This window comes from Microcoleus sp. Pol1C5, from assembly GCF_036701115.1.
Taxonomy (GTDB): domain Bacteria; phylum Cyanobacteriota; class Cyanobacteriia; order Cyanobacteriales; family Microcoleaceae; genus Microcoleus.
The window spans coordinates 122,174-141,044 of record NZ_JAUBQE010000011.1 but is presented as its reverse complement, the minus strand read 5'-3'; the positions used below and the strand labels follow the sequence as shown (position 1 = coordinate 141,044).

At 48.7% G+C, this 18,871-nt stretch carries 12 protein-coding genes; 4 read left to right on the top strand and 8 right to left on the bottom strand.

Going from position 1 to position 18,871, the window contains the following annotated elements; all coding sequences use genetic code 11:
- Positions 1-77 precede the first annotated feature (77 nt).
- Both QUA23_RS08930 and QUA23_RS08925 read right to left on the bottom strand, forming a co-directional pair.
- Positions 78-2,144 carry an elongation factor G gene (locus QUA23_RS08930; protein WP_333073969.1) on the bottom strand — a complete coding sequence of 689 codons (2,067 nt, stop codon included), beginning with the start codon at positions 2,142-2,144 and terminating at the stop codon, positions 78-80.
- A gap of 321 nt (positions 2,145-2,465) precedes the next feature.
- Positions 2,466-4,379, bottom strand: a complete 1,914-nt coding sequence (locus tag QUA23_RS08925; protein ID WP_333073967.1) for a heavy metal translocating P-type ATPase — start codon at positions 4,377-4,379, stop codon at positions 2,466-2,468.
- 411 nt (positions 4,380-4,790) lie between these two features.
- Here QUA23_RS08925 and QUA23_RS08920 point away from each other — a divergent pair, with 411 nt between their 5' ends.
- Positions 4,791-5,894, top strand: coding sequence for a precorrin-8X methylmutase (locus QUA23_RS08920; RefSeq protein ID WP_333073965.1), 1,104 nt, complete (start codon positions 4,791-4,793; stop codon positions 5,892-5,894).
- A 15-nt stretch (positions 5,895-5,909) separates the two neighbouring features.
- On the opposite strand, the gene QUA23_RS08915 is transcribed toward QUA23_RS08920, so the two are convergent.
- Complete coding sequence (locus tag QUA23_RS08915; RefSeq protein ID WP_333073963.1) at positions 5,910-9,581, bottom strand: WD40 domain-containing protein; 3,672 nt, start codon at positions 9,579-9,581, stop codon at positions 5,910-5,912.
- Between the two features lie 6 nt (positions 9,582-9,587).
- A complete protein-coding gene (locus QUA23_RS08910) occupies positions 9,588-9,818 on the bottom strand; it encodes a hypothetical protein (RefSeq protein ID WP_333073961.1) in 231 nt (76 codons plus the stop codon).
- Between the two features lie 96 nt (positions 9,819-9,914).
- On the opposite strand from QUA23_RS08910, the gene QUA23_RS08905 reads away from it, so the two are divergent.
- The 3 genes from QUA23_RS08905 to QUA23_RS08895 all read left to right on the top strand — a co-directional run bounded on the left by QUA23_RS08905 (position 9,915) and on the right by QUA23_RS08895 (position 11,898).
- Complete coding sequence (locus QUA23_RS08905) at positions 9,915-10,103, top strand: hypothetical protein (protein ID WP_333073959.1); 189 nt, start codon at positions 9,915-9,917, stop codon at positions 10,101-10,103.
- Positions 10,104-10,420: 317 nt separating this feature from the next.
- Positions 10,421-11,398 (top strand): hypothetical protein, encoded by a 978-nt coding sequence (locus tag QUA23_RS08900; RefSeq protein ID WP_333073957.1) that lies wholly within the window; start codon positions 10,421-10,423, stop codon positions 11,396-11,398.
- Between the two features lie 206 nt (positions 11,399-11,604).
- A complete protein-coding gene (locus tag QUA23_RS08895) occupies positions 11,605-11,898 on the top strand; it encodes a helix-turn-helix domain-containing protein (RefSeq protein WP_333073955.1) in 294 nt (97 codons plus the stop codon).
- Positions 11,899-12,847: 949 nt separating this feature from the next.
- Here QUA23_RS08895 and QUA23_RS08890 read toward each other — a convergent pair.
- The 4 genes from QUA23_RS08890 to QUA23_RS08875 form a co-directional block, all read right to left on the bottom strand.
- Positions 12,848-13,387, bottom strand: a complete 540-nt coding sequence (locus QUA23_RS08890; protein WP_333073953.1) for an MgtC/SapB family protein — start codon at positions 13,385-13,387, stop codon at positions 12,848-12,850.
- A gap of 268 nt (positions 13,388-13,655) precedes the next feature.
- Positions 13,656-15,773, bottom strand: coding sequence for a DNA-binding protein (locus tag QUA23_RS08885; protein ID WP_333073950.1), 2,118 nt, complete (start codon positions 15,771-15,773; stop codon positions 13,656-13,658).
- A gap of 264 nt (positions 15,774-16,037) precedes the next feature.
- Positions 16,038-17,804: an NACHT C-terminal helical domain 2-containing protein gene (locus tag QUA23_RS08880; RefSeq protein WP_333073947.1), complete on the bottom strand. Its 1,767-nt coding sequence runs from the start codon at positions 17,802-17,804 to the stop codon at positions 16,038-16,040.
- 352 nt (positions 17,805-18,156) lie between these two features.
- Positions 18,157-18,849, bottom strand: coding sequence for a hypothetical protein (locus QUA23_RS08875; protein ID WP_333073944.1), 693 nt, complete (start codon positions 18,847-18,849; stop codon positions 18,157-18,159).
- Positions 18,850-18,871 lie beyond the last annotated feature (22 nt).

Genomic DNA, 18,871 nt, shown 5'->3' with positions numbered 1-18,871 from the left:
TCGTGTCCTCTTTGCCCTTGTAAGACTTCTATCAGCCTTGTACAGTCAGCTTTTCGCTTATTTTCAGCAAGCCCTAACTAACTTTTACCGTTACCGTTTCCATTGCCGGCAGTCGTTAGCAAAACCCGCTTAGCTAAAGGTTCCGGCACTTCTTGCAATCGATCGAACTCCCAATTAAAAAATCCTACTCCCATTGTCTGGGAGCGCAATTCTACGATCAAATTCTGCATTTCTGCGATCGGCAAATAAGCAGAAACTGCATCCCATCCCTTCCAGTCTTTTTTACCTTCGTAGCCGAGAATTTGGCCGCGGTGTCCGCTGACCAACTGCAACACCTTTGATGTACACTCGTTCGGAGCGCAAATTTCAACTTTGGCGATCGGCTCCAGCAATGCAGGTTCGCACTTGGCCATTCCCTCCTGCATCGCCAAACGCGCCGCTTGCTTGAAAGCTTGTTCGGAACTGTCAACGGAATGGTAGGAACCGTTCGTCAGCGTCACCGCTACGTCTACCACCGGGAAACCCAGAGGGCCGCGATCCAAATACTCGCGCACTCCCACTTCCACGCCGGGAATGTACTGTTTTGGGACGACGCCGCCGACTATTTTGTCGCTAAAGGTGAAACCTTCTCCGCGGGGCTGCGGTTGAATGTCGAGGTACACGTCGCCAAACTGTCCGTGTCCGCCGCTTTGGTGTTTGTAGCGCCCGTGGATGGAAGATGCTGGTTTGCGGATGGTTTCTTTGTATGGCACTTGGGGTAAGTGAGTCGCCATCGGCAAATTATATTTGCGGCGCAACCTGTCTAAGGCTACTTTCAGGTGGATTTCGCCTTGACCCCAAAGTATAATTTCGTGAGTGTCGCCGTGCTGTTCCCAGACTAAAGATGGGTCTTCTTCTAACAATTTAGCTAAAGCGGAACTCAGCTTAACTTCATCGTTGCGCTTTTCTGGGACGATCGCCAGTGCGTAGACAGGCGGGATGATTTCGGCTTTTGGCAATTCTTCCGATCGGTCTAGCGCCAGCGTATCGCCTGTTTTCACGCCTTCTAGCCTTCCCACAGCCACAATTTCCCCCGCGCTGACAGACTGCAAACTTTGCGTTTGCTGGCCGGTCAAGCGATACAAACCGTTAACTCGAACGCCGTTCAAAATTGCTCCGTCTGCCAGCGTCCCCCGCCACATTCTCACTAACGATAGTTTACCTCCCTGCGGCGTGTAATAGGTTTTGAGGATTTGAGCCAGAACTTTGTTTTCACTTTGTATAATGCCGCGGCGATCGGCTGTAGTTTCGGGTGTCGGCGCTTCCCTCAGCAAAGCTTCCAGCAGAGGCCGCACGCCGAAATCTTGTTCTGCCATGCCGATGAATACTGGCACAATTAAATCTGCGCCTAATTCCATCTTTAAATCGCGGGTAATTTCTTCGGCGTCGGGATTGATTTCTTCGAGCAATTCTTCGAGTAAATGGTCGTCAAAATTCGCCAATTCTTCGAGCATTTGCTGCCGCGCTGCGCTTTCTTGTGCTTTGAGGTGTTCTGGAAGCGGGACGGGATCTGCGGCGGCGCCCGGATGGTAGTGGTAAGCTTGTTCGGTTACTAAGTCAATAAAACCGATGATTTGTTCGTTTTTGCCGATCGGATATTGGTGAGGTACGATCGGTCTACTGGAAACGGATTTGAGCGCGTCGATCACCTCGGTGAAGTTGGTGCCGCAAGTAGTTTCGTCTGTGTAAGCACGATCGATCTTGTTGATGAAAACTAAGTGGGGAATTTCCCAATCATCGAGGAATTTAAACAGGGGTGCGAGGGTTAAAGTGCGATCGGCAACTGGTTCGCAAACAATTATCGCCGCATCCACACCAATCAGCGCATTGTAAGTTTCTTGGACAAATTCTACCGAGCCCGGACAGTCGAGAAATGTGAAGCGGACGCCTTCATATTCAGCGGTGGCGGCGTTTACTTCTACGCTCATTTGGCGATCGCGCGCTTCCGGCGAACTATCACCTATTGTGTTGCCCTCTTTAACATTTCCTTTGCGGGTAATTGTCCCTGTCACCGACAGCAAACTTTCCAGCAGTGCGGTTTTACCGCTTAAATAAGGGCCAACAATTGCAACGTTCCGCGTGGCCCCAAGGACTTTTTCGTTCATATTGCCTCCAACAGAAAACTTGTTTTCCATTGCTCTTGGTGCAATCTGTTCTATACCATTTTCTAGACTTTTTCTAGGTTAATTTTTATTGCAGTTTCGAGCAATTTCAGATTTTGGTATGATTCAATACTTTTGACGCTAGCGTATTTTGAGTGACCCAAACACAAATTGTAGTTTTTCTTAATATTTTTTTGAATTTTTAACTGCAGATGAAGGCTGATTAACGCAGGTGAACGCAGATAAGACTCTGGTTCCCAGGCTCTCTCTGCCTGGGAACGTATTTCTCTTTTGCTCTGCTTCGATTTTAGCTGTTTTTGGTGTCTAATTTCTCAGGAGACGCAAACCGCTTAAGGTTACTATTACTGTAGAGCCTTCGTGACCGATGACGCCAAAAGGCATGGTGATATTTCCAAAAAAATTAGCTGCCAATAACAGCACAATGCAACTGAGTGCAAAAACAATGTTTTGTTTGACAACATTTTGAGCGCGGCGACCCAAAATAATTGCTTTAGCTAGTTGCTCTAACTTATCAGCCATTAATACGATATCAGCAGTTTCTAAAGCAACATCGCTGCCGGAAATCCCCATCGCAATACCCACGGAAGCTTGAGCGAGGGCAGGGGCGTCGTTGATGCCGTCTCCCACCATTGCTACAGTTTGATACTGGGTTTGCAGTTGTTTAATTGCCTGCACTTTGTCTTCTGGCAAAAGTTCGGCGTACACTTCATTGATGCCTAATTGACGGGCGATGTGTTGAGCTGTTTGCTCGTTGTCGCCGGTTAGCATAATTATATGTTCTACGCCTAATTTTTGCAAGCGTTTTACCGTTGCTCCTGCTTCGGGGCGGATGGTATCTGCTACTGCAATGATTCCTAAAAGCTGCTCGCCTTTTGCCACCCAAACAACGGTTTTACCTTCGGCTTGCAACTGCTGGCTGATTTGACTCAATTCGGAAGTTGCTTGGACAAAGTTGGCTTTACCAATAGCAATGATTTGATTGTTGATTTTGCCGATAATTCCTTGACCGATTTTTGCTTGTACATCGGTAGCGGTTGACGATGGTAACTGTTGCTGCTGGGCGGCGCTGACAATTGCAGAGGCGATCGCGTGTTCGGAATGAGCTTCGAGGGCTGCAGCCAATTGCAGAACTTCTGTTTCAGTATATCCGGCTGCTGGTACAATTTGGATAACTTCAGGTTTTCCCGTGGTGAGAGTTCCGGTTTTGTCAAAGGCGATCGCCCTGACTTTACCCATCATCTCCAATTGCGCGCCACTTTTAAACAAAATCCCCTGTCTCGCCCCATTAGCAATTCCCGAAAGCAGCGCCGGCATAATCGAAGCCATCAGCGCGCAGGGGGATGCGACTACTAGGAAAATCAGCGCCCGATAGATTGTCTCTTCCCAATTCCAGCCCACAACAAAGGGCGGCAAAGTTGCGAGAAGCAAGCCTACACCGACAATTAATTTGGCATAACCGCGCTCGAATTTTTCCACAAACATTTGAGAAGGCGGCGCTGCTGTTTGCGCTTCTTGAACCAGCCGAATCACTCGCTGAATCAAGCTGCTTTCTGGAGTTTTATGAACTTCGAGTTTCAGCGCGCCGACACCGTTAATTGTACCTGCATAGACTTCATCGCCCCTGGTTTTTTCCACGGGCATCGATTCGCCGGTAATCGATGCTTGGTCGATCGCGCTGTAGCCTTCAATAATTATCGCATCTGTGGGGATAATTTCTCCGGGCTTGACTAAAATGTAATCGCCAATTTCCAATTTGTCGATCGCAACGAACCGTTCCCCGCCGTACATTACCACCCTAGCAGTATCCGCAGTCAAACTCATCAAACTGCGGATGCTGCGTTCAGTCCGCTGCATAGCATAACCTTCAAGCGCGCCGCTAATTGCAAAGATTAAAATCAACACCGCACCGTCAACAATTAAATGATATTCTTGCCGCCACAGCCCCAAACCGGCCGCGCCCAAAGCAGCGACAATCATTAACAAATCTACATCTAATTCGCGTTCTTGAAAAAGGGTAGTTAAGCCTTCGCGGGTGCTGGAATAGCCGCCGATAACATAAGCCGCGGGTAAGATGAATACGGCTAAACCCAGCCAGCCGAATTGCAGGGCTAGCGAACCCAAGATTACTAGAATTCCGCACAGGGCGGCTGTTAAAGCGTCGGGATGTTCTTCTGCTAACTGGGAGATGCGAGAAATTGACAAAGAATTAGAAGTCATTTGTAAAGCTTGATTTGGTAGAATGACTTCTGTAGCCTAAACCTTGACATTAATGTTAATGTCAAGAGTAAAACCCAACAAAGTTACAAAACTCATCAATAACTACGCAAACAAACGGAGGCCCTGGCGGTTAGAACCCGTAGAGTTTGCGGGCACACAAACAAACGGAGGCCCTGGCGGGTAGAAACCGTAGAGTTTGCGGGCACACCAATAAACGGAGGCCCCGGCGGTTAGAAACCGTAGAGTTTGCGGGCACACAAATAAACGGAGGCCCCGGCGGTTAGAAACCGCGGCTACACAAACAAAGTCCGCCTCCGCGGACTGGGATACATGATTCTGTCAACCTGCGAAGGCAGGTTTCGTGTGTGTAGACGCGGTTTCCAACCGCCGAGTCTTAATCACTCTCAACCAATGCAACAAGAATACCTGACAATCAAACAACTTACAGAAGCGGTAAAAGGCACAATTACCCCTCGGATGGTGCGACATTATCACGCTTTGGGGCTGCTATCTCCGGCCGTGCGATCGACCTCTAACTATAGATTGTATACCCGCAGCGATGTGCAAAGACTGCAAAGAATAGTCGCACTCAAGCAGCAAGGCTTTCAACTGTCTCACATCCGCAAACTGTTAGAAACTGACGCGGATGCTTCGCCTGACGCGCTGATGGCCACTCTGCAACGGCAATATCTGTCGGTTATTCAGCAAATTGTTCGCCTCAGAGAAACGGCTTCGGCGCTGGAAGGATTGCTGGGACGGGATATTTCCTGTCAAGCGGTGCAAGCGGACGCCCTGGCGCAATTAAGGCTGTTGCAGGCGGAAAGTGAGGGGGGGTTGGATGAGTTGGAACAATTTTGGGAGGGTTGGGATGCGGGGGCGCACACTCACCCGGAGGATTTTGGGGAGTCGTTGCAGCATTTGTTGCCGGATTTGGCCGATCGCTCGGAAATAGAGGTAGACTTGCTTTCTAAACTGGTGTTAGCCTGCGGTGATTGTTCGCTGCTGCCGTTTGTGAAGTTGAGCGCAACGGCGATTAAATCGGCGCGGGAAGCTTTGAAAAATCAGTGTCAAATTGTGGCTGATGTGCCGCCTGTTTTTGCAGCTTTGGATCGGACAAGATTGGCGCATTTGGGAACAAGTATTGAAACTTTAATTGACGATCCGCACATCAATGCTGCGGCGGAAGCGGAACAGGAATTCTGGCAGCAGGGTGAGTGGTTTGAAAAGTTGTTGAAACTGGAAAAAGGATGTATATTGGCGATCGGATATGCGCCGTCTGTGCTGATGGCGGTTTGCGAGGCGATCGAGAACGGGGAACTGCAACCTGCTTTGGTAATTGGTATGCCAATCGGTTTTAGTCATTCTCCGGTGGCGAAACGGCGGTTAGTGCGATCGGGCGTTGATTATATTACAACTGTGGGAACTTTTGGCGGCGGTTTGTTGGCGGCGGTTGCTTTGAATGCTTTGGTTGAGTCTTTGATTGAAAAGCCGAATTGTCACTGTCATCTCAAGTGAAAATATGAAATCATATCAAATTCCGAAAGCTTCAGAATGATTTTTTGCCACCGCACCTAACGCCTCAAGCGTAGCTTTCTGTGCCTCCGTTATTCCCGTTACTTCGGTAATATTCATGCCTTCATAAGGCCGATCGCCCCGAAGCGTTTTCAAACACTCGCCCGTCTGCAAATCCCACAGTTTAATAGTTTCATCCGCACTGCAACTGGCAAGGATTTGCCCATCGGGACTCCACGTTACTCCCCGTACCCAACTGGCGTGCTGCCCCAGAGTTTTCAAACACTTTCCAGTGCGAACATCCCACAGTTTCACAGTTTCATCTTGAGAGCCGCTGGCAAGAATTTGCCCGTCGGGACTCCATGCCACCGCCCACACCCAATTCGTATGCTCCTCCAGGATGTGAAGACATTGCCAGGTACGAGTATCCCACAGCCGCACCGTTCGATCGCTGCTGCTGCTAGCGAGGATTTGACCGTCGGGACTCCATGCCACGCCACCAACCCAGCTAGCGTGTCCCTCCAAAATGTTCGCACATTCCCACGTACCGACATCCCACAGCCCGATCGTGTGATCCGCGCTGCCAATAGCAAGGATTTGCCCGTCCGGACTCCATGCTGCCGACCAAACCCAATTAACTCCATCTTCCAAAGTTTTGAGACACTCGGTCGTACGCGCATCCCAAATTTTCACAGTTTCGTCTTGAGAACCAGTAGCAAAGATTTGCCCGTCCGGGCTCCACGTTACCGCCCAAACCCAAGCCCCATGAGCTAGCCAGTTTTTGAGACACAGCCCGGTGTTGCCGTCCCCCAAGCTGACTGTTCCGTCACTGCCGCCACTGGCAAGAATTTGCCCGTCAGGACTCCAGGCCAGTGCACCGAGCAAACCCTGATGTTCTCGCATGATTGTGCTGCACTCGCCCGTGCTGGCATCCCACAGCCTGACGGCCGGCTCGGTACTCCCGCTGGCAAGGGTTTGCCCGTTGGGATTCCAGGCCACCGACCAAATCGGATTCGAGTAACCGACGAAAGTTTTGAGGCATTCACCAGTGTCCCACTTCCACAGTTTCACCGTTTGATCGTCACCGCCAGTGGCAAGGATTTGTCCGTCGGGATGCCAACCCACAGCCCATAGCTGACCCGTATGCCCGCGCAAAGTTTTCAGGCATTGGCCGGTGCGGGCGTCCCACAGTTTGACGGTTTGGTCGCTACTGGCGGTGGCCAGGGTTTGCGCAACACGGCTCCATACCGCTGAATTGATGCGGCTGGCGTGACCCTGCAAGGTGTTGAGACATTCACCCGTGTCGGTATCCCACAGTTTGGCAGTTTGGTCGTAACCGGCAGTGGCCAGAGTTTGCCCGTCCCCGCTGTAGCTGACTGAATAGACCAAATTTGTATGTCCCTCCAAGGTTTTGAGACATTCACCTGTCCGGGCATTCCACTGTTTCGCGGTTTGGTCGCCGCTGCCGCTGGCTAAGGTTTGTCCGTCGGGACTCCATGCCACCGCCCACACCCAATCGGTATGTCCCTGGAAGGTGTTGAGACATTGACCCGTGCGGGCATCCCACAGTTTCGCGGTTTGGTCGCCGCTGCCGCTGGCTAGGGTTTGTCCGTCGGGACTCCAGGCCACGGAACAGACCAAATTGCTATGACCTTGCAAAGTGTGGAGACACTTCCCCGTGCGGGTATCCCAGAGCCTCACCGTTTGGTCAAAAGAGCTGCTGGCGAGGGTGAGTCCGTCTGGACTGAAGTGAACGGCTCTCACCCAACTCGTGTGTCCTCTACAGAGCCAGAGAGGTTGACCGTCCGTTTGCCAAAAACACACCTCGCCGTTGGCATCTCCGGTTGCCAGCAGCTCTCCATTCGGGCTAAAGTCTAGCGACAAGATGGCAGCGCAGGTTTGAGTAAAAACCGACTGAACTAGATTGGCGCGGGCAAAATTGACGCGGTGCAAATTGACTTCTCGGAGATCGGCTTGGCGAATTGTAAGGCGAGAAAAGTCATAGCCGGTTAAATCAATTTTCAGGTGACAGCAGAGGTTAATTAGGTTGCCGCAGCCGTAGCCGGAAAATTGCGCTGCTGAACTTCTGAGCATTGCCAGAATACTCATGAGCTGTTGTTCGATCGCACTTTTTGCCCCAAAGGTTTTCCCGAATTGGTCGGCAATCGGCTGTAAAATCAGCCGGACTTGAGTGTTTCGGACGTAATCTTTGACGGTGCTTTTGATTAGCGCATAACTTTGAAAAACCAGAATAGACGGTTGATTTGAAGTGACAATCTCTGCACTTACTTGCTCAATTAATTTGTCCGTCACGTACTCCATCACTACAGGTTGCTGCGTATATTTGCCCGACTGTTTCTCTAGCAGCGATCGCCAAGTCAACGACTCCAAAGACTCCAGCAGATTTCCTCTAGAAGTCGGAGGTACAATGTCTTGGCTCAGTTCTGAAACCGCTGTCCATTCGCGGTTAATTGCCAACCAGTACATAATCGACTTTTCTAACGGCGTTAAGCGATCGAACTGTTGGTCTAGCAGGCGGCGAATCCCGTTGAAAATAATGGTGTCTTCTTGGAGAAATTCTGCAATATTGCCGTCAAAGATGTCTTGAATCGAAGTCGCAACAATTTTCAGTGCTAGAGGACTGTTGCCGTAGCGATCCCCCAAAAGCTGCTTTTGTTCTGGCGTTCCTGTCAGTCTTTTGGCTTGAAAAATCGCTTGGGCTGCTTGTGGCGAACCTTGTAATTGGAGCGATCGCACTTTTAAACCCATGCCTTCAGCAGCAGCCACCTCAGCGGGTTTCTCCCGACTGGTAAGCATCAAACAACTCTGATGAGAACATTCGCCGGCAATCCGCAGCAATTCGCCGTAATCTCCGTAGCCCGAACGCCATTGTCCGGCGCGATCGCCCGACTGCAAAATTGTTTCCATATTGTCTAAAATTACCAGACAGCGGCAGGTACGCAAATAATGCGCGAATCGGCTGATATTAACCTGCGAGTCTTGATGATTCGACAAAAACGAGATTAAATCGGTGAGCAGAGTTTCTAAGGGCGGAGCGTTGCGTAGACTTCGCCAGATTACGCACTCAAATTCGTTTTTTCCTTGCAATTTCGACGCGATCAAAACTTGGTTAGTTAACTTTACCGACAGTGCCGTTTTGCCAATGCCGCCCATGCCTAAGATCGCGACTAACCGACAGCGATCGCCCACCACCCATTCAGTTAGCGTCGCCATTTCGGGCGATCGACCGTAAAACATCGAAACATCCACTACTTCCCCCCAATCTGCGCGGAAAGCCCGTAGATTTTCAGGTGAAGTTACTACCTCAGCTCGATCCGCCGATCCTGCCTCTTCTGTCTCCTTGCTCTCCTGTTGCCTTACTCCCCTGTATTCCTGCTCTTCTACCGCCCTTCCTGCTGCATCATCGCTGCGCTGCTGGCGTTCTACAGCCGACCGAAAGTTAGTTTTACTGACTGATTCACCAAAGGCTTTGCTGAGAAATTTCCAGAACTTCGGGCCGACATCCCGTTGCAGGTAGTTTTCGGAATACCCGTAGGTTTCGGCAATTAGTCCGTAAGTTTGGTTGTGCCAAGCCCCTTTGAAGATTGCCGTCTCTACATCCGTCAATTGGCGACCGGTTGCAGTGCAGACGACTCGATCTACCACTTCCAGGGCTCGATCTAAGTCCATAGTTGCTTACCTAGGCTTCATTGAATAGGTAGGTACGAATAAATTCAACTGTGCCATTGCCAGCGTCAGCGAGTGAAGCGAGGCGATCGCAGGACTTTGCGCTGGCTGGGAATGATATTGCGTGTATCCCATTGGTGTCAACAACCAGCCTGAAAACCTTTTTATCTTTGGTTTACCGCAGAGGCCAGATCCCCCTCGCATCCCCCGAATTGTGGCGGGAACTTCGATCCGAATCATGTTCACCCCTTCTTAACGAGGGCTAGGGGGGCTCTAGGCCTAATCGTCAAACAGTAGTCCGAGACTGCTGTTTGACATTAAGCTGACACCAATGGTGTGTATCAGTATACCTACTTAGATACCTTACCTGACATTTCCATACTTTTTGGTATTCGAGAAATGTTTTTTGATAATTTCAGCCGAAATAGCGATGCGCGGGCGATCGTTCTGAGCCATCCCATTTCGCCCCAAGCCGTTGCAGGCCAAGCTATCCGGGCCCATCACTCAGACGGTTGGCTTGCCTGACCTGACTTTTGCAACTCAAGTCCATACTTTTACTGTACAGACACATCAAGAATCCCAATCTAATGTAGATATATCAGGTTCCAAAGCGCACATCTCAAGCGATAACAAACAGCAAAAAACTAATAGCTAATTGTTTAACTCTCGCTCGCAAAACGCTTGGCAATCTCCGCAAAATTTCAACGATTTCTAGCTCTTAGCCTCACCAGGCTTGTGCAGCAATCGAGTCTCGCTACCGCATCCCGGTAGACAGGCCGAGGTTTTACTGCGACGAAATTAGCTCGCAATTCTTTTACTTAATTTCAAAGGAGAAACTTATCATGACACAATTCGTAGCTACCAATATCAAACTCACCAGTCTTCAAAACGGTGCAGACGTATTAAGCGACGACGACATTTATATGAATGTCAACGGTTTCAAATTTGGTTTTGGCTATGGTAATTCACTTCAGCAGGCTCCTGGATTCACAAATAATACACGCCCCGGAGCCAAGGAAATGCGGACGGGAGACACAGCTACCCTTTACCCCTTAACAGGAACCACAACAATTGGTGATGGTGCCTTCCTCCCGAATGGAGAGTTCATTCAGACCATCCCTTTTAGCAACAGTATGAGTTTCGATGTCTATGATGCGGATGGTATCTTTGAAGGCGGTGATGATTTCATCGGTACAACCAGTTATGTCGCTAAGGGTAGCGAACCCCTGCTCGGACAAGGTAATTTTCACTTTGTCAACATCATGAATGGCAGTGGGTCAAAGTATCGGCTAGAGTATGACATCAACAAACTGTCTAGTCCTACTAATGGAAAAATTGCCTCACAAGAGGGCGGTCTTCTTAACGGTAGCAACCTAGACGGTACTCTCGTCGGACTAGCAGGAAAGGACATTATCGACGGCAATGGCGGCGATGATATCTTGATCGGCGGTGATAATGATGATATGCTCCAGGGTGGCAAAGGTGATGACTTGCTGTTTGGCGGTATGGGCCAAGATACCCTCGCCGGAAATAAGGGACACGATACGTTTGTCTTGGCTCGCGACTTCGGTTTTGATAGTTTCCTAGATTTCCATATCGGTGAAGACAAAATTGGCTTAGCCAACGATTTGAAGTTTGAGGATTTGAGTTTTGTCCAACAAGGAACTGGCACTTTGGTGAATGCGGGTAGCAACTCGCTGGCAGTGTTGCAAGGTGTTCAACCGAATCAGTTGTCGGCTTCTGACTTTTCGCAATTCGATTTGGCAAACTTGAATTCTCGGGTGCAATCTGATGTCGATGCCTTGTCTTTGAAAGTGTAAGTATTGCGGTGTTGGAGGGCATTTTGGGTTAAGTGAATTAACACGAAATGCCCGTTCCTAAGCTGCTGCGATTGCTTCGCTCCTCGCTGACAATGACAACTATTCCTAAGCTACTGCAATTGCTTCGCTGTCGCTGGCAATGACAACTAATACCATTTTTATGAAGTTATGATAGACTTACATGAAAAGTAAAGGAGAACATTAAAATGTCTTGCAGTCCTCATATAACGATTACCGAATCTGTAGAAGTATTGCTAGAGATTCGGAAACAAAAAATAATTTTAACATATAATAAAATTCAAATACTTTATTTATTTCAGTCAAAACAAGTAGAAACAGTCCGAGAAGTATCGTCGGTTTTGGGTAAAAGTGAAACCACAATTCATCGCTGGTTCTTTCAATATAAAGAGGGTGGTATAGAAAACTTGTTAAAAAATCGGCAGATTTTTGGCAGACCCAAAAAGTTTTCAGTTGAAGTAGCGGCTTTGTTACAAAAATAATTGAGAAACCCCGAAGGATTTTCCAGTTATAAATAAGTTCATCTCTGGCTCTGGTCAATCAAAGAGATACCTAGTATTGATCTAGCTGTATAATCCTCGGTCAAAGGGAAGTTAAAAAGTAAATTAAAAAGCCCAATACCGGGCGAGTAGTGAACAAAAACTAACGGCCATCAATGAATTAAAAAATAGCCTGTCTCAGCAAATCAAACTTTTACTGGACAAGGCTTATGACCGAGTAAAAAACTAAAACAAGTATCTGTTTTGGTGTAGTGACGAAACTCGATTAGGACTGCATACTATTCAGAGACGAAGGCTAACACTGCGGGGTGTAAAACCCGTAGGAAAACATCACTGGTAATTTAAATTATTTTGGCTTTATGGAGCCGTATCCCCATCTACTGAGAGAAGTTTTTTTTGGAAGTTTTCCCCTTTAGAGCGAGTGGGTTTTCAAGCATATTTGCAACAATTGTCGCTTCAATATCCCGATGAATTGCATATTATTCAAGTCGATAATGCTCCCGGTCATCTTTTAAGCACATCTGAATTACCAGACAATATTATTTTACTATTTCAACATCCTCATTGTCTGTCAAGTAAATCTAACAGAAAGAGTATGGGAATACATCAAAGAATTTTTAGCTTTATTAGTCTTTAGTAATCTTGACGAACTCCGTGTAAAACTTCAGGAAATCCGATCATCTTTAACAAATCATGTTATTGGTTTTCTCACAGGATTGTGTTGGATTCTAAATTCTTTATCTCTAGCACATCTTTAAAAAAATGGTATTACTCAGGCTCCTATCACCCATAAACAAGATTTGGATTCTCTTTTAACCTAAAAATTTCGGAGCTTCAAGCCAGAGCAATTAACTGCAAAAGGTACTCAGCTACTGAGCATTGTCTGTGACCGTGCTGAGTATATCTTGTACTTTTTGAAAGGGAAGTTTAGTTATTCGGGCTGCCGATCTCGCGCTGAGGCTGCACCTTTGACTCGTATTTTTGGTTTGCTGGTAGCATAAGCACGAATCAAGGCAGATTTCTTAAGCCGTTTGACGCCACTCAAAACCAAGAGTGCAAACAGCGTTCCTATCAAACTCATCACCCACAAACCGCAGCCTGCCGCTGCACCTAATCCGGCAGCCAACCAAATAGTTGCGGCGGAAGTTAATCCTTTTACTTCAGCTTTACCCACTGGGTATTGAGTTTGTTGCAGAATGATTCCGCCCCCCAGAAAGCCTACCCCTGTGGCAACTCCTTGGATAGTTCGGCTCAAAGCATTGGAAGAGGAAAAGGTGCTGTCGCCATCCATCTGCAAAGGAATCATTACAAATATAGCTGCGCCTAGACTCACGATCATAAAGGTTCTTAAACCTGCTGGTCTACCTGGCTGCTGGCGGTTCATGCCGATCGCGAAGCCTACCAGTAGTGCAGCCGTCAGCCTAAAGGTGACTGTTTGCCAATCGTTGGGGCTGAAAAAGATAGAACTCATTGCCTGTACTCCTACTAGAACTGGCTGTTCACGCGCACGCATTCCCAGGCGTGGCAGGCTGACTCAATGTAACTCCGGTTAGTCGCTGGATTTACTAGGGAATCAGGTTAAGTTTAAGTTAAGACTAAGTTAAATTCAAGTAGAGGTTCGGCTCGATGTGCGGCGCCGAAACGTCAAACGCTGGAACTCGCAGGCTTTGTTGAGGCGCTGGGCTAATAGGTTGCAGAGAAATATCTGCAGTGGCAAATTTACATCGTTGCTTCTTTCTTCACCACTTCCCTAAAGCCCCCCAAACAGTACCCGAAACCACCCCCCAAATCGCCCCCAAACCAGCCCCCACGATCGCCCCCGCCACAGGCCCCAACTCCACCGGCACCCCAGCGCTAACAGCCGGAAACATCGCAGACACCCCCGCACCCAACACCGCACCCGCAAAAGTCCCCAAAAAACTGCCCCAAATCGCCCCCAAAGTCCCACCACTTACACCCGAAGGCTGAAACGAAATCGGCAACTTCGGCGCGAACCCGCAAAAACCCAACACACCCCCAGAAAGCACACCTCCAACAGAACCCACACCAGCCGCCACGATCGCCACACCCAGCAGCAAACCCGCAAACTCATTCACCGGCCGCATCTGGACACCGTATTGCTGCCAAACCACCAGCCCAGATCCCAACAAAACACCAGCCAGAGTCCCCACAAACGAACCCCAGACCGCCCCCAAATACCCTCCCCGCCGGCCCCAGACCCTCCCCACCGGCAGCGCCAGAGGAGGCTGAAAAGTTGCCCAAACACAGCCCCAGAGAGCACCAACCCCCGCCCCAGCCAAAATCCTCTCCCCGATCCCCGGAGTGCTATTAATCGCGCCAAACACCGCACCGCCGATCGCCGCCAACAAAAAAGCCCCCCAAGCCGCCCCCACCAAAACTCCCCCCCACTTCCGCCAAATCTGGTTCGGCGGCAAAGTAAAAACGCCCCACATCATCCCAAAAAAACAGCCCCAAATCGTACCAACAAAAATCGCCCCCAAAATAGCGCCACCGCCCTCAGCTATTACCGAATAAATCCCCCCGATCGCCGCCAAACACAAACTGCCCCAAACACCTCCCCAAGCAGCATCCTGAAAAATGCGCTCAAACTTCCCCGCGGGAACCCGAGGCGCAGGAGTCCGACTCCGAGAAGACATCGGCATCGGCAGCAACGGCACTGCGTACTGGCCCATGGGGCGTGGCAACCCCGTGGCGGGCTGTTGCCGACGCACTGCGGGCTGGGTCACGACGGGCGGTGGTTGGGGCTTTTTACGCTTGATTTTCGCGGGCTGCAAGTGCAATCCGTTGCTGACTGCTTGTCGCGAAGGAAACGGATCGCGACCTTTGAGGAGTTTTGCCCGATCGCACCAAGGGCACCGACTGAGATGATTTCCGTATTTATGCTGACTGTTTCTGCTGCAAGTAACTAAAGCATCTTCCGCTTCGCGAATTGCATTCACCCAAGTTTTCGCATCCGGGCGCGCCGAAGGATTGCCGTGTCCTTCCTCAAAACAGCGGATAAACATCTGCCGCAGTCGCGGATGCAGCATCTCGAAAGGAGGCGCAGCAGGCATCGGGCGGTAGGGAATCCGCTTCGTACCTGTAGGGAAATGGCCCGATCGAATTCTCGCTTCCAAAGACGGCGGTTCATCGCTACCGAGATAAACTCCCGAAAAAGGATGCGTACCTTCCATCAGCAATTGAAAAATTAATACCGCTAAACCGAACAAATCGTGCTCTGGAGATCGATCGATATCGCGGAAAGTCTGCCCTTGCAACTCCGGCGGCGTAAACTCGGGTTTCCCCACGGGACACCGATAAACGTAACCCGTATAAGGATCGCGGACTTGAAACGAATCCGTGTCTACCAGCGTTACCAACGCCGTATCCGTGACGAGAATGTTCGACTCGTTTACGTCGCCGATGACGTAACCCCTGACGTGGAGGGCATTTACAGCCGAGGCGAGGTTTCTGGCGGTACGGTGGAGGTAAAGATAGCTAAATAGCGGTTTTTGTTCGCGCCTGGTTTTGGGAGTGTAGAAAGTGTGTACCGGCATCACTTTGTTGACGCGCGGCATCACAAAACCAACGATTTTTTCTCGCCCGCCCACAGTATGCAGCAAATCGATCGGCCAAGCAATGGAAGCGTGTCCCGGTTCCGCGATCGGCGCATCCGGCGGCATACTGAACATGACTGTGAGTTTGTCGCCGTCTTCGTCTGTCGGTTTGTGGTAGATTTTGGCTACAAGGGACGAGTCTTGGGCGATCGGGTAGATGCGACCTTCACCCCCACTGGCGATCGCAGTTTTGGTGTCGATCGCAATCAGTTGTCCGCTAAATTGGCGCTGCAACTGCATAGAATTCCGTTATGGGATACAGGATTTGGAAGCCATGACTCAATAAACTTGACTTGCCCATTAAATCTTACCTTTGTTATGACTTAGGCACCGGTGAGGAGAGACCGGGTTTTTCATCAAAAGACGTGTTGCAGCCCGCAGATTCGGTAAAAAACCAGGTATCCTGGGTGGGAGTGGGTAAGCCCTGTTTCCATTGGTGGGATGGGCATCCTGCCCGTCCATCCCTTAGTGGGATGGGCATCCCGCCCCTGTGCCCTATCAAAATTAAATGTGAACCAGCTTCAAATCCACCGACAATAACAACATTTTATCCTCAATTTTTTGTCTGACGGCCGGTGTCACCTGACAATTATCGCTGTTGAGGCATTCCACCAGCAAGTTGTGGGCATAGTAATACTGTTTCAGCAGAGTTTTCTGTTGGGGGCGAAAGTCTCCATTGTAGCCCATCGCAGTTTTGAATTTTGCCAGCCAACAACTACCGCACTCTTTGCGCCACTTTTTCCAGTTTTGCAAATCAGGCATCTCCGTCTGAAATTGTGCCAGCAGTTGTTTAAGTTCTGGTTCAATATCCAGTGCCCAAATGCCAACCACAATACCCGCCACATCATTATCAAAAGCCAATTTCAGAGACTCGTTAACATCTGCAAATTCTACATTTTTTCCCGCCTTGGCCAAACAATTCCGCAACTTGCGAACTTTCGATCTATCAAACTTCAGACTCGGATCGAGGACGCGAGTCAAAGCCAAATCGAGCACGCAAACTAAGGCAACATAAAAAGCGCGAATTTCGACTGGTTTGAAATTCCTTTGCACTAACTGAGACTTGTGATTTGCCCAGATTAGCAACTGCTGCAAGGTTTCATCTTTAGCCGCCATGCTGTCAATTTTTTGTTGCATCAGCAGCAAAAGTTCGTCAGCAGGTTGCAAAATGCTGACAACTCTCACAAATTCATTTTTCCACTTTTTGTCGGTAATTCGGTTGACTAATTCTGGCAGCGAGTCAGGGTTGGCACTGTCAATCACATATTCTGGTTGAGTTTCGCTTTCCTCTAGCAGTTCGTCAACTGCGCTTTTGATAAAGTTATCCACCAACCAGTCGCGGGTACGCGAGAAATTGCTCTCCAACTCTAGGTAATGGCTGCCTAATTTGGCCTTAAAGTCTTTGGGAAAAATCTTTTTAGCCACTAACATATTTTTCCAGCGAGTTAGCTGGCTGGCGTTGCGTTCGGGAAAGCGGTTGTACAAATAGTCGATCGCGATCGCCTCTAAAATATCCGCACCCAGGATTTCCCGACGCTTCACCTCGTTTTCGGGTCCCCTTTGTCGCCGCCCAGTTAGATCCAGATGCTGGCTAACCGTTGGTTCAATCAAGTGTTCAATCAGCCAGTTTCCCCCACTGGAAAAATCGCGATCGAACTCCAAGTAAATCGCGGCAAACAAAGCCTCAAAACTTTCTGAAAAAGATCTAGTGTACTCGCTTTTGTCTGTTTCTTTCCCGTTCCGTACTAGCCAACTAAGTTCGTTTAATTTCAAGTTTTGTGTGAATTCCGCAGTTTTTTTTGAGTCTGCTAAACGAGCTTTTAAGGTTGAGATAGCATCTGGGTCGAGTTCTGGATGTTCACGGTAGAGGTAATCGGTAACAACGGCACCAAAAATCGCTCCCCCTAAGAGTGACAGCCGTTTGTACTTAACCTCTTGCCAAGCGGGAGACTCCTCGGGGCGATCGGAGTAATAGCTGGTAGAGTAACGGCAATTTAAGGCGATTTCCAGCAGTTTTGTCTGCTGAAAGCTGGGAATGTCGATCGCTGCTTTGACTGCTTCAATATCTACATTTTTATGTTTAATTCGCTCTAATTCTTCTTCACATTTACCCCACTTTTCCAACCAATCACCGCCCGCATCTTCCACATACAGATCTACAAAATCTACCCCGTGATTCATCCATTCATCCTGCATTTTTCTGGCTGCTTCCAGTTCTTCCCAGACTTTTTGCAAGTTATTTTCAACGGTGTGTGTACCTTGTACAGTCATAGTATTTGATTTTGATGTATTTTAATTTTATTTCCAACAATTTCACCGCAATTAAATCAAGTCTCAATTCAATTTAGGCCGAGTTGCTAGTTATTTCACCCGATTGATTGCTGCGGTAAATGTTCCCATTGCTTAGCCTTCGTATCAAGCACCTCTTGCCACCGTCTGGCAGACCCCTCCCGGAAACAGAAAAGGGGAGGAAAAATCTTGGTCTGTTTTCCCTTTTCCAGAAGCAGGCTGGGGGTTAGGTTTTTGGCATTGTCGAGAATTATGCAATATGTGAGTTAGTCAAATTTTTTTTTTCACGGAGTTTGGAGCAGTCGAACTATTCTCAGCAGCAGATCTGCTTGATTTACGGGAACTTGAGGTAACGACCGGCGGGCAAATTATCGCTATTATATAATGCTATATTAACTAACTGGTTCAGGAAATTTGCATCGTTTTTATCATAACTTAAAAATAATCCTCTGTCAATCCCCCAATCTTGAAGAGTTTGTTGCCAATTCTGATATTTTTGTTCAGAGAATTCATCCGAAAGAGTTGTGACTTGAATGCAGAGGGGCTGCTGTTGGCGGCTGCTAACGATCGAATCGGTTGCCATAGAAAGATCTGCAACATATCGATACAAAACAGTGCCTTGGCGATCGACAATTCGGGCTGCGATCGCACGAATCACGATATCATCTCCCGGATCGAATTTGCCGGCCTTGAGTTTTTGTTTCCAGATGTAAAATTTGCGATCGTTTTCACTCAGCCATTTAGGAAACAGATAGCTGTACCAATACCTTTCCCCCGGAGTCATTAACTCAAAAGCGGCTTGCTGTTCTCTTTCCGAAGGTAGAGATTGAACGGCCAGCCAAACCTGAGAATCTCGGATAAGCTGCAGCAAAAAAGCCATCACAAATTTTTTAGCCGTTAGCGAACCGGGTTTAACATCTTTCACCCAGCGATTGATTTCATCCAATCTTCTCGCCAAACTCGGATCTATTGGATCTGCTGCGCTAATTAGGGAGTTGAGCTTATCCTTAATCTCTTGTGCTTGCAAACGACGACCTACTGTACAAACT

Bases quoted from the DNA above. Each gene is read 5' to 3' on its own strand.
- QUA23_RS08910 (WP_333073961.1), bottom strand. From the start codon at position 9,818: ATGATTCGGATCGAAGTTCCCGCCACAATTCGGGGGATGCGAGGGGGA.
- QUA23_RS08900 (WP_333073957.1), top strand. From the start codon at position 10,421: ATGACACAATTCGTAGCTACCAATATCAAACTCACCAGTCTTCAAAAC.
- QUA23_RS08930 (WP_333073969.1), bottom strand. From the start codon at position 2,144: ATGAACGAAAAAGTCCTTGGGGCCACGCGGAACGTTGCAATTGTTGGC.
- QUA23_RS08890 (WP_333073953.1), bottom strand. From the start codon at position 13,387: ATGAGTTCTATCTTTTTCAGCCCCAACGATTGGCAAACAGTCACCTTT.
- QUA23_RS08920 (WP_333073965.1), top strand. From the start codon at position 4,791: ATGCAACAAGAATACCTGACAATCAAACAACTTACAGAAGCGGTAAAA.
- QUA23_RS08895 (WP_333073955.1), top strand. From the start codon at position 11,605: ATGTCTTGCAGTCCTCATATAACGATTACCGAATCTGTAGAAGTATTG.
- QUA23_RS08885 (WP_333073950.1), bottom strand. From the start codon at position 15,773: ATGCAGTTGCAGCGCCAATTTAGCGGACAACTGATTGCGATCGACACC.
- QUA23_RS08880 (WP_333073947.1), bottom strand. From the start codon at position 17,804: ATGACTGTACAAGGTACACACACCGTTGAAAATAACTTGCAAAAAGTC.
- QUA23_RS08925 (WP_333073967.1), bottom strand. From the start codon at position 4,379: ATGACTTCTAATTCTTTGTCAATTTCTCGCATCTCCCAGTTAGCAGAA.
- QUA23_RS08915 (WP_333073963.1), bottom strand. From the start codon at position 9,581: ATGGACTTAGATCGAGCCCTGGAAGTGGTAGATCGAGTCGTCTGCACT.